Source organism: Roseomonas rosulenta (genome assembly GCF_016106005.1).
Classification (GTDB): Bacteria; Pseudomonadota; Alphaproteobacteria; order Acetobacterales; family Acetobacteraceae; genus Neoroseomonas; species Neoroseomonas rosulenta.
The window spans coordinates 1-11,197 of record NZ_JACADR010000142.1; the positions used below are offsets into that span (position 1 = coordinate 1).

Here is an 11,197-nt window from a genome sequence, read left to right on the forward strand (position 1 = left end):
GCGCCTGCGCGTGCCCGCGCTTGCGCTGGGCGCGGCGATGACGGGGGCGGTGTATCTGCAGGCGGTGGCCGCACCGCTGGCGCTGCCGCGGCGCAGCGACCCAACGCTGGCGCGGCTCGGCGGCTGGCCGGCCTTCACCGCCGCCGTCGCCGGGGCGGCGGAACGGGAGGGGGCGGCCTTCGTTGCCGCCGAGGAATACGGCCTGGCCTCCGTCCTGGCCTTCCGCCTGCCGCCGGGGCGCATGGTGGTGGCGATGGACCCGCGCTGGGGCTTCTTCGCGCTGCCGGCGCCGCAGGCGGGCGTAACCGGCCTGCTGGTCCGCAGCGAAAGGCGGGGAGAGGGACCTCCTCTCTGGCCCGGCGCCGAGCCGGTGCCGCAGGGGCGCCTCGTCCGCAGCCGGGACGGAATCGAGGCGGAGGCCTACCGGCTGTTCCGCGTCACCACCGCCCCGGGACAACCGTCCGCCGCGGTGCTGCCGCGCCCGGGCCACTGAGAACGCTTGAAGCCGGCTGCGACGTGCCGATCTGTCAGGCCGAACGGAGTGACCGATATGCAGATCCGAATCCCCCGCGGCTGGGAAATTCCCGACGCGCGCGTCACCCCCGAGCACCTGGTGTTCGGTCGCCGCAAGGCCCTCGGCCTCGGCGCGGCGATTCTGGGCGCGGCCGGGACGGCGCAGGCCCAGCCGGCGGCGGGCGGCCTGCCGCCGGCCATGCGCAACACGCGCTACGCGCCAGGGCGCGAGATCAGCCCCGAGCGCGAGGTCACCACCTTCAACAACTACTATGAATTCGGCACCAGCAAGTCGATCAGCCAGGGCGCCCAGCGCCTGCCCCAGCGCCCCTGGACCGTGAAGGTCGAGGGCATGGTCGAGACGCCGCGCGAATTCGGCATCGAGGACCTGCTGCGCACCATGCCGATCGAGGAGCGCGTCTATCGCCTGCGCTGCGTCGAGGCCTGGTCGATGGTGGTGCCCTGGACCGGCTTCCCGCTGAGTGCGCTGCTGGCGCAGGTGAAGCCGCTGGCCTCCGCGCGCTACGTCGTGTTCGAGACGGCGGCGATCCCCGCGGTCATGCCCGGGCTGCGCCAGTCCTGGTACCCGTGGCCGTATATCGAGGGCTGCACCGTGGCCGAGGCGGCGAACGACCTCTCATTCCTGGTCGTGGGCGCCTACGGCAAGCTGCTGCCGCCGCAGAACGGCGGGCCTATCCGATTCCACCAGCCCTGGAAATACGGCTTCAAGGCCGGCAAGAGCATCGTGCGCATCGCGCTCACCGACCAGCGCCCGGTCTCCTTCTGGGAACGCATCCAGGCCAGCGAATACGGCTTCTGGGCCAATGTGAACCCCGAGGTGGCGCATCCGCGCTGGAGCCAGGCGAGCGAACGGGTGCTCGGCACCAATGCCCGGATCCCGACGCAACTGTTCAACGGCTATGGGGAGTTCGTCGCGGACCTTTACAGCGGCCTGCAGAACGAGCGACTTTGGGCATGACATGGTCCTGCGCACGCTTGCCTTCATCCTGTTCGGCGCCGCCTTCTGCATCGGCTTCTTCATGGGCTGGGGCTACCCGCTCGGCCAGATGCTCTATGGGGTGAACGCGTCGGCCCTGGCCTCGCGGCAGGTCGGGCTCGAGCGCCTGGTCGGGCCGGCGATGTGGAACGCGGCCTTTGTCCCGCTGCTCGCGTTGCCGGCCTGGGGCTTGCCGGCCTTCATTGGCATGGTCTTGATGATCATCGCGGCGATGCGGCCGGGCAGAGGCTGACCCCGTGCCCCCGGCCAGGCTGCTGCTGGTCGAGGACACGCTCTCCCTCGCCACCCTGTACCGCGAATATCTCCGCGACGAGGGGCACGACATCCAGCATGTCGCCTCCCTCGCGCGGGCGCGCGCGGCGCTCGCGGCCGACCCGCCGGATGCCGTGCTACTCGACCTGCGCCTGCCCGATGGCGACGGGCTCGGGCTGCTGGCGGAGATCCGTGCCCGCCCCGACCCGCCACCGGTGATCGTGATGACCGCGCATGGGTCGGTGGCCACCGCGGTCGAGGCGATGCGCGCCGGCGCCTCCGACTTCCTGGTCAAGCCCTTCGCCGCGGAACGCCTCGTCGTGACGCTCGCGAACGTGCTGGAGCGCGCCGCGCTGAAGCGCACGGTGGCGAGCCTCGCGGCCGGGGCGCCGCGCGGCGGGCTGGCCGGCTTCATCGGCGCCGCGCCGGCGATGCAGGCGGTCTATCGCATCCTGGAGAATGCCGCGGCCTCGCGCGCCACGGTCTTCGTGACGGGCGAGAGCGGCACCGGCAAGGAACTGGCCGCCGAGGCGGTGCATGCGCTCTCGCCGCGCGCGGCCGGGCCCTTCGTGCCGCTCAACTGCGCCGCCATTCCGAAGGACCTGATCGAGAGCGAGATCTTCGGCCATGTCCGCGGCGCCTTCACCGGCGCGGTGGCCGACCGGCCGGGTGCCGCGCGCATGGCCGATGGCGGCACGCTGTTCCTGGATGAGATCTGCGAGATGGACCTGGCGCTACAGGGCAAGCTGCTGCGCTTCATCCAGACCGGCAGCTTCGTGCCCGTGGGCGGCGCCAAGGCGCTGCATACCGATGTGCGCTTCGTCTGCGCCACCAACCGCGACCCGCTGGTCGAGGTGCAGGCCGGGCGCTTCCGAGAGGACCTGTATTACCGCCTGCACGTCGTGCCCGTGCCGCTGCCGCCGCTGCGCGAGCGCGGGGAGGACGTGATGCTGCTGGCCGAGGCCTTCCTGGCGCGCTCCGCCGCCGAGGAAGGCAAGCGCTTCGCCCGCTTCGCCCCCGATGCGGCGGCGCTGCTGCGCGCCCATCGCTGGCCCGGCAATGTGCGGGAGCTCGAGAACGCCATCCGCACCGCGGTGGTGCTGCATGACGGGGAGGCGGTGACGGCGGCGATGCTGCCGGTCACGGTGCATGGCGGTGCCGCCCCCGCCGCGGCGCCGCCCGCCCCGCGCGTGCCCGACCCGGCACGGCGCATCCGCCCGCTGGCCGAGATCGAGCGGGAGGCGATCGAGGAGGCGATCCGCCTGTGCGGCGGCAACGTGCCCAAGGCGGCGGCCTTCCTCGGCGTCAGCCCCTCGACCCTGTACCGGAAGCGCGAGGCCTGGGCGCAGCGCGGGTGAACGCCCCCGCGCCGCGCGCCGCGGCCAGGCGCGCTATTCGACCCGTGCGCCCGAGATCTCGACCATGCGCTGCCAGCGCGGGGTCTCGGCGCGGATCATGCGCGCCGCCGCCTCGGGGCTCTCGCTGAGGATGATGCCGTAGCCCAGCGGGCGCATGCGCTCGATGAAGTCGCGCTGCTGGCTGACGGTGCGGATCGCCTCGAAGATGCGCTGCACCACCGGGGCGGGCGTCCCGCCCGCGGTGGTGACCACGTTCCAGTTGATCAGCTCGTGCTGGCCGAGGCCGAGATCGGCGAAGGCCTTCATCCCCGGCACCTGCGGCAGCAGCGCGATCGGGTCGCCCGAGGAGACGGCCAGCGCCTTGAATTTTCCGCTCTCCACATGCGGCATCAGCGCGGGCATGACGTCGAACATCATGTCGATGGTGCCCGAGAGCAGGTCGTTGATGGCCGGCCCGCCGCCGCGATAGGGCACGTGCAGGATCTTCGCATCGGCGAAGCGGTTGATCGCCGCGATGTTGAGGTGCGAGGAGGTCCCGGTGCCCGAGGAGCCCATCTTCACCTGCTCGGGATTGGCGCGCGACCACTGCACCAGCGCGCGGAAGTCGGTCCAGCCGCGCGCCTGGGCGGTCTGGGCGTTCACCACGCAGAGCAGCACGCCATCGGTCAACTGCGTCACCGGCGTCAGGTCGCGCAGCGGGTCGAAGGGCATGCGCGCATGCATGAAGGGCATGGCGCAGTAGGAGGTCGCGCTGACCAGGCCGAGCACCGTGCCGTCGCGATCCCCCTTGGCGATGGCATCCGCCCCGATGAGCCCGCCGGCCCCCGCGCGGTTCTCGACCACCACCGTCTGGCCGAGCACGGGGCCGAGCCGGTCCGCCAGCAGGCGCGAGGTGATGTCCACCGCGCCGCCGGGCGGGAAGGGGACGATGACACGCACGGTACGCCCACCGGCAAGCGGTTGCGCCAGGGTCGGAGCGGCGAGCAGCGCGGTGGCGGTGCCCAGCAGGCTGCGTCGGGAGAATGCGGCGGGGGTCATGGCGGTCGCTCCAGCGGATCGGGGCGCCAACCTGACGCGCCGCGGCGCGCGGGGGAAGGGTCCGCGTCCGCGGCGCGGAGGCTCATGCGCCGCGGGCGCTCAGGCCAGGCGCACGAAGCGCCGACCAGCGGCCCGAAGGGCCCAGGCCACGAATGCCGCCCGCCGGCAGTCCGGCGAAGCCAAGGCGGCCGGATGGCCGCCGCCCGGCGTCCGAGGGGCACGAAGGTGAAACCTTCGTGCGCCCGGTATCAGTTGCAGCGGCAGCTTCCGCCGACATCCGAGCGCAGGTTCTGGCGCACCCAGGTGACGCCATCGGGCTGGAAGTCGAAGGACGGGCCGATGATGCAGATGGGCGCGTGCGGCTGGTGGACACGCAGCTGCTGGATGGTGGTGCGCTCGACGCGGATGCGATCGTTCACGCAATAGACCACGGCGGGGCCGCTCTGCGCTGTGGCCGCGACGGGCAGGGCGGCGCAGGCGAGCGCCACGAGGGCGGTCATGCGATACATCATGGGACGGTTCCTCCTGCGCGGATCATTGCGCAGGCGCGGCGCGCGGCCAAGGCCGCCGTTGTCAGGTCGCGGCGGCGGCCCCGCGCTGGAGCGCCGCGCGCGCCGCGGCGACGGCGCGATGCGTCGCCTCCGTCAGGTCGAAGGCGGCGAAATCCACGGGCAGGGTCCAGGCCACCTCGCTCACGTCGTCGCCGGCGCGCGCCTCGCCCGAGCGCCACTCGGCCGCGAAGTCGATGATGGTGTAGTGGTAGAGCGCCCGCCCGGCCTCGTCGCGCGAGATGGAATCGACCACGATCGCGAGCGCCATCGGCCCGACCTCGATGCCCGCTTCCTCGCGCAATTCGCGCCGCGCGGCCTCCTCGGCGGTCTCGCCGAGATGCTGCGCGCCACCGGGCAGGGACCATTGCCCGATGCGCGGCGGCTTGCCGCGGCGCACCAGCAGCACGTGCTCGCCGCGGAAGACGATGCAGCCGATGCCCACCCAGGGGCGGTCGGGGTACTCGCGCCCGGTCACTGCGGGCGCGGCGGTTCGGCGGGGGTCTCCGGCGCCCCGGGGGCGGGCGGCTCGGCCGTGCGCAGCTCCGAGAGCAGCGGCACGAAGGCCTTCTCCTTCCACGCACCCACCTGGTAGGCCCAGCCGCGCCAGCGCGCATTCAGCCGCGCGGCCTCGTCGTCGCCCTCGGCGGCCAGCGTGATCCAGAGCGCCTCGCCATCCTTGCGGGGGCGGACCAGGATGGCGAGGTTGTCGGTCAGTTCGAACCGCGCCTCGCCCAGCGCCTCGCCCGGGATCTCGGCTTCCGGGCGGACATCGAGGAAAGTGAGGAACTCGAAGGCGCGGCCTGCCTCGTCCAGCGCCGTCTCCTCGCCGGGCGGCACGTCAGCGGGCTCGGTGATGCGCAGCGTGCCGTCCGGTTCGCCGCTGCGCGCGATCACCAGCGGAGGCTCTCCGCTGCGGGTGACGGCGATGCGGCGGACGCGCTCGCGCGGGAAGTTCGCGATATCGCGGTCGAGCCAGAGCTGCGGATCGGAATCGACTGGGATACGGCCTTCGGCGAGCCAGGCCTGGTTCTCGCTGGGCCGGCGCACATAGGCGGATTCCGGGACGTTGCCCTGGGTGCGCACGCGGCGCCGGCCGATCACCAGCTCGGCGATCACGCCGCCCTGTGCGTCGAGCACGCGCAACAGGGTCGAGGTCGCGCCGGGCAGCGCCGGGTCCTCGACGCCGAGGCGGTCGAGCAGTTCGGGGTTCGCCGTGCGCGGTTCGGTCAGGCGCAGTTCGGTCAGGCCGACCAGCAATTCGCGCACTTTCTCCTGGCGCACCGGGTAGCCGCCCTTGGCGGGCAGCACCCAGGTCTCGCCACGGCGGGCGACCTCAAGCGTGCCGTCATGGCGCGTGGCAACGATCCGCGCGGCGGATTGCAGGCGTTGCGCCAGGTTCGGGAAGGCGAGCTGGGCGCCGGCGGGCGAGGGCGGTGGCGGCGCTGCGGGCTTGAGCAGCAGCGCGCCGCCTACGGCGGCGGCGGCGGCCCCGGACAGCAGCAATAGGGTGCGACGGTTCATTGCGCTGCCCCCCTCAGGCTCGCGCCGCGGCGCGCTTGCGACGGCGCGCGACACCCAGGCCGATGGCAAACAGCGTCAGCAGCAAAGGCACGGCGGCGATGTTGAGTACGCGCAGCCAGGTCTCCATGCCCTCGATGTCGCGGCGCAGGTCGAGCTGCACGGCGCGCAGCTGCTGGCGGGTCTGGAGGATTTGCACGCGCGCCGCGTCGATCTCGGCGCGCTGCTCGGCGGTGATCACCGCGCTCGCCTGGGCGCCCGCGCCGCCCTGGCCCTGGCGCAGTTCGCGCAGGCGGCGCTCGGTCGCCTGGAGGCGCTCGGTCAGCTCGCGCTCGGTCTGGCGGAAGCGGGCGTCGGCATCGCGGCGGATGTCGTCCACCACGGTGAAGGGGCGCAGCGATTCGCCGCGGGATCGCAGCGAGATCAGCGCATCGCCGCCGGCGAAGGCATCGACCAGGTTCGCCACCAGCGCGCCGTTGTCGCTGATGGGGGTCGCGACCTGCTGGCCGAAGAAATCCTGCACGCGGACCCAGAAGCGGTCCTCGAGGATGTCGGCGTCGTTGATCACCACCAGGTTCGCGGGGCCCTCGCTGCGGGCACGATGCGCGGGCAGGTCGGCCGCACGCTCGATGCCCTCGGGCGGCGGGGGCTGGCCTTCGGGGAAGGCGGAGGGCACGGCGCCGCGGAAGCGCGCGCCGATGGTCCGGCGCAGCCCGTCCGGGCGGAACTCGGCCAGGATGCGCGCCGGGTCGGGGTTGTTCTGCACGCGTTCAACCGAGGCGCGCATGGAGCGGTCGGAGCCGGTGAGCAGCGGCTCCATCTCGATGGTCGCGCCCTCGGCGCGCTGCACCGAGCCGGCTGAGGCGACGGTGACCTGGTTGAGCTGCGCCGTCGCCACTTCCGACTGGCTGAGCGAATCCCCCTGCAGGTTGAACCAGGCCACGTAGTCCACCGCCTGCACGCGGTCGTTCGGGTTGGCGCGCACCCGCCAGGCACCGCGCAGGTCGAGCACCACGTTGTCATGCGGTGCCACGATGCCCCAGGGGTTGAGCAGGCGATCGAGGTTCGAGGAGGTGTCGCGCGGCGGCTGTCCGCCCGGGCCCGGGCGCGAGGCCTGGCCTTCGGAATGCGGATCGGTGAACACGATCAGCTTGCCGCCGCGCATGACGAACTGGTCGATGGCATACAGCGTGGTCTCGGGCAGGCCCTGCGGATGGATCACCATCAGCACCTGCACGTCATCGGCGATGCGCTGGGCGTCCAGTGCGACGTCCTGCACCGTGAAGAACTGCCGCAGCGTCTGCATGAAAGCGTAGGGCTGCCCGGCCACGCCGCCGCGCATCATCATCATCATGCGCGGGTCGCCATTGACCGGCAGGCTGGACATCACGCCGACCACGGGGCGGCGCGGGTTCGACAATTCGAAGACCAGGCGCGTCAGGTCGAATTCCAGGAAGCGCTCGCGCTCGGGCTGGAAGAAGGGGATGGTGCGCTCGTCATCCAGCAGGTTCACGCCGGCCAGGCCGAAATAGATCTGCTCGCCGGACTGGTCGACCGGCACGCCCTGCAGGCCGTAGGCGAGGGCGCGGTCCTCGGTCTCGCTGAAGGGCTCGGGGTCGAAGACTTCCAACCGCACCTTGCCGCCGGAGACGGCGACGTATTCCTCGAGCATGGCGCGAACGCGGTCGGCATAGGCGCCATAGGCGGGCAACGCCGAGCCCAGGCGGCGCGAATAGAACATCCGAAGCGTGACCGGGTCCTGCAGCCCCTGCAGCACCGACACGGTGCCGGCCGAGAGCGTGTAGAGCCGCTGCTGCGTGAGGTCGATGCGCGCGCGCGGCGCGAGCCGGTCCACCAGCATGTTGACGCCCACCGCCAGCACGGCGGCCGCCAGCACGCCGAGGGCCGAGGACCAGAGGCGCCGAGAGCCGGCGCGCGGAGTTGCCATGCCGCTCATCGGATCAATCCGCCTTCCGGTGGTCGATCACCACCGCGTTCACGAACAGAAAGAAACCCATGAAGGACAGGAAGAACACCACGTCGCGCAGCGCGATCACCCCGCGCGTGAGGCTGTTGAAGCGCTCCGTGACGGACAGACCGCGCGCCACCTCCGCCAGCAGCGGGATGCGCTGGGAGAGGAACTCGGTGACGATGGGCGAGCCCGCCGCGGCGAACAGGAAGCACACCGCGACGGCGAGGACGAAGGCGATGACCTGGTTCTTGGTCATGGCCGACATCGCCGCGCCCACCGCGAGATAGGCGCCCGCCACCAGGAGGCAGCCCACATATCCCGCTGCGATCACGCCATTGTCCGGCCGGCCGAGGTAGTTGACGGTCAGCACCAGCGGGAAGGTCAGCGCCAGCGCGATGGCGCAGAAGGCCCAGGCGGCAAGGAACTTGCCGACCACCGCCTGCCATTGCGGCAGCGGCAGCGTGAGCAGCAATTCGATGGTGCCCAGGCGCCGTTCCTCGGCCCAGAGGCGCATGGTGAGCGCCGGCACCAGGAACAGGAACAGCCAGGGCACGAAGGTGAAGAACGGCCCGAGATCGGCCTGCCCGCGCGCGAAGAAGCCGCCCAGCGTGAAGGTCAGTGCGCCGGCCAGCATCAGGAAGATCACGATGAACACATAGGCGACCGGGGTGGCGAAATAGCCGGCGAGCTCGCGCCGGGCGACGATCAGCGCAGCCATCACGCGGCCTCCGCGGGCTTCGTGGTCAGGTCACGGAACACCTGTTCCAGCGTCCGGTCCGGCTGCTCCAGCGCCTTCGGCGTGGCATCCGCCAGCACGCGGCCATGGGCGATGATGATGGCCCGCGTGCAGACCGCCTCCACCTCCTCGAGGATGTGGGTCGAGATCAGGATCGCCTTCTCCGGCGCCATGCGGCGGATCAGTTCGCGGACCTCGTGCTTCTGGTTGGGGTCGAGCCCGTCGGTGGGCTCGTCGAGCACCAGCACCGGCGGGTCGTGCAGCAGGGATTGCGCCAGGCCGACGCGGCGCTTGAAGCCCTTCGAGAGAGTCTCGATCGGCTGCAGGCGCACGCCCTCGAGCTGCGTGAGGTCCATGGCATGCGCGACGCGCGTCGCGAGGTTGGCGCCGCGATAGCCGCGGATGCGCGCGACGAAGCCGAGGAAGGCGCTCACCGTCATCTCGGGATAGGTGGGCGCGCCCTCGGGCAGGTAGCCGAGGCTGCGCTTCGCCGCGACCGGGTGGTCCACCACGTCCTGGCCGCAGATGCGCGCGGTGCCGGCGGTGGGTGTCACGAAGCCCGCCAGCATCTTCATGGTGGTGGACTTGCCGGCGCCGTTGGGGCCGAGGAAGCCCACGACCTCGCCGCGATCAACCGAGAACGACACGTCGTCCACGGCGGTGAAGGCGCCGAAGCGCTTGGTCAGGCGCTCGATCTCGATCAACGCGGCCAAGGCCGGTCTCCCCTTGTTCGGTCGTGCGGGCTGGTACGCCGGGTCGGCGCCGGCCCGGGTCGGAATGGAAGCCAAGGTCAGCGGGGGGGCGATTTGAACCGCCGGGACGCCGGATGCAAGCCCCCGCGGCCGGGCGCTAGCCGGCTTCCAGCGGCGCCATCGACAGGTCGTGGCCGAAGATCGCCAGCAGCATCTGCGTCGCCCGCCCGCGGGGGGAAGCCAGCGCGGCGTCGCGTTCCAGCAGCACCTCGGCGTCGCGATGCGCGATCTCGACCAGGCGGGCGTATTCCTCCGGGTCCTCCCGCGGGTCGAGCAGCCTTGCGCCGGGCAGCCCGGCCTGGCGGGCGCCCAGCGCGTCGCCGCCGCCGCGCAGGCGCAGGTCCTCCTCGGCGATCTCGAAGCCGTCGTCGGATTCGCGCAGCACGAGCAGGCGGCGCTTCTCGCCCTCGGTCAGCCCGGGCGAATGCACGAGCAGGCAGGCGGAGGGCTTCGTACCGCGACCAACCCGCCCGCGCAGCTGGTGCAGCGCGGCGAGGCCGAAGCGCTCGGCCTGCTCGATGAGCATGATGGTGGCTTCGGGCACGTCCACGCCCACTTCGATGACCGTGGTCGCCACCAGGATGCGGGTGCGCCCGGCCGCGAAATCGGCCAGCGCCGCCTCGCGCACCGCGATGTCCTGCAGCCCGTGCGCGAGGCCGACCTGGCCGGGGAAGCGCGCGTTCAGGTCGGCGAAGCGGTCCTCGGCGGCCACCGAATCGTCGCGCTCGGACCCGGTGATGGCGCGCACCACCCAGTAGGCGCGTTCCTCCCGCGCGATCGCCTCGCCGAGGCGCGCGACGATGTCCGGCAGCCGGTCCTGGCTGACGACGCGCGTGGTTATGGGCTGGCGCCCGGGCGGCTTTCCCGCGAGGCGGCTGACCGCCATCTCGCCCCAGTTGGTCAGTAGCAGGGTGCGCGGGATGGGGGTGGCGGTCATGACCAGCATGTCCACCGCTGCGCCCTTCTCGGCCAGCATCAGGCGCTGGGCGACGCCGAAGCGGTGCTGTTCGTCCACCACGGCCAACGCGAGGTCGTGGAACGCGACACCTTCCTGGAACAGCGCATGGGTGCCGAGCACCAGCGGGATCGAGCCATCCGCGAGGCCGGCCAGGACGCGCTTGCGTTCGCGCCCCTTCACCGAGCCGGTCAGCAGCGCGACCGGCACGCCGGCGGCACCGCAGAGCCGTTCGAAGCTGCGCAGATGCTGGCGCGCGAGCAGTTCGGTGGGCGCCATCAGCGCGGCCTGCGCGCCGGCCTCCGCCGCGCGCAGCATGGCCATGAGCGCGACCAGCGTCTTGCCGGCGCCGACATCGCCCTGCAGCAGGCGCAGCATGCGCCGCGGCGCGGCGAGGTCGGCATCGATCTCGGCGATCGCCTGGCGCTGTGCCTCGGTGGGCGGGAAGCCGAAGGCGGCGAGCGCGCGCTCGCGCACCGCGCCATCGCCGCGCAGCGCGCGCCCCGGCCGGTCGCGGGAGCGGCGCCGCACGAG

11 protein-coding genes and 1 pseudogene are annotated in these 11,197 nt (G+C 72.3%); 4 read left to right on the top strand and 8 right to left on the bottom strand.

The annotated features are described in order from the left end of the window. The 4 genes and pseudogenes from HW578_RS16270 to HW578_RS16285 form a co-directional block, all read left to right on the top strand. Positions 1 to 493 (top strand): annotated as a pseudogene (locus HW578_RS16270) (UDP-phosphomannose--protein mannosyltransferase); the annotation flags it as partial. A 57-nt stretch (positions 494 to 550) separates the two neighbouring features. Further along, entirely contained in the window at positions 551 to 1,492 is a 942-nt protein-coding gene (gene msrP / locus HW578_RS16275) for a protein-methionine-sulfoxide reductase catalytic subunit MsrP (protein ID WP_198371644.1), read from the top strand. Position 1,493: 1 nt separating this feature from the next. Next, the gene (locus HW578_RS16280; protein WP_198371646.1) at positions 1,494 to 1,763 is read left to right on the top strand and encodes a hypothetical protein; all 270 of its coding nucleotides are present in this window, start codon (positions 1,494 to 1,496) and stop codon (positions 1,761 to 1,763) included. 4 nt (positions 1,764 to 1,767) lie between these two features. Next, entirely contained in the window at positions 1,768 to 3,141 is a 1,374-nt protein-coding gene (locus HW578_RS16285; RefSeq protein ID WP_198371647.1) for a sigma-54-dependent transcriptional regulator, read from the top strand. A 33-nt stretch (positions 3,142 to 3,174) separates the two neighbouring features. On the opposite strand, the gene HW578_RS16290 is transcribed toward HW578_RS16285, so the two are convergent. From HW578_RS16290 to HW578_RS16325, 8 genes are all read right to left on the bottom strand, one after another. Further along, on the bottom strand, positions 3,175 to 4,179 hold the full coding sequence (locus tag HW578_RS16290) for a Bug family tripartite tricarboxylate transporter substrate binding protein (RefSeq protein ID WP_198371648.1): 1,005 nt from the start codon (positions 4,177 to 4,179) through the stop codon (positions 3,175 to 3,177). A 248-nt stretch (positions 4,180 to 4,427) separates the two neighbouring features. After that, entirely contained in the window at positions 4,428 to 4,691 is a 264-nt protein-coding gene (locus HW578_RS16295; RefSeq protein WP_198371650.1) for a hypothetical protein, read from the bottom strand. Between the two features lie 61 nt (positions 4,692 to 4,752). Beyond that, a complete protein-coding gene (locus tag HW578_RS16300) occupies positions 4,753 to 5,205 on the bottom strand; it encodes an NUDIX hydrolase (protein ID WP_198371652.1) in 453 nt (150 codons plus the stop codon). Further along, positions 5,202 to 6,251: a DUF4340 domain-containing protein gene (locus tag HW578_RS16305; protein WP_198371654.1), complete on the bottom strand. Its 1,050-nt coding sequence runs from the start codon at positions 6,249 to 6,251 to the stop codon at positions 5,202 to 5,204. The genes HW578_RS16300 and HW578_RS16305 overlap by 4 nt, the downstream gene beginning before the upstream one ends. Before the next feature lie 13 nt (positions 6,252 to 6,264). After that, positions 6,265 to 8,205, bottom strand: coding sequence for a GldG family protein (locus HW578_RS16310; RefSeq protein ID WP_198371655.1), 1,941 nt, complete (start codon positions 8,203 to 8,205; stop codon positions 6,265 to 6,267). Positions 8,206 to 8,209: 4 nt separating this feature from the next. Then, complete coding sequence (locus HW578_RS16315) at positions 8,210 to 8,938, bottom strand: ABC transporter permease (protein WP_232479026.1); 729 nt, start codon at positions 8,936 to 8,938, stop codon at positions 8,210 to 8,212. Further along, positions 8,938 to 9,669: an ABC transporter ATP-binding protein gene (locus tag HW578_RS16320; protein WP_198371658.1), complete on the bottom strand. Its 732-nt coding sequence runs from the start codon at positions 9,667 to 9,669 to the stop codon at positions 8,938 to 8,940. The genes HW578_RS16315 and HW578_RS16320 overlap by 1 nt, the downstream gene beginning before the upstream one ends. A 136-nt stretch (positions 9,670 to 9,805) precedes the next feature. Continuing rightward, positions 9,806 to 11,197, bottom strand: a 1,392-nt coding sequence (locus tag HW578_RS16325; protein WP_198371660.1) for an ATP-dependent DNA helicase RecG, incomplete at its 5' end; no start/stop codon positions are given.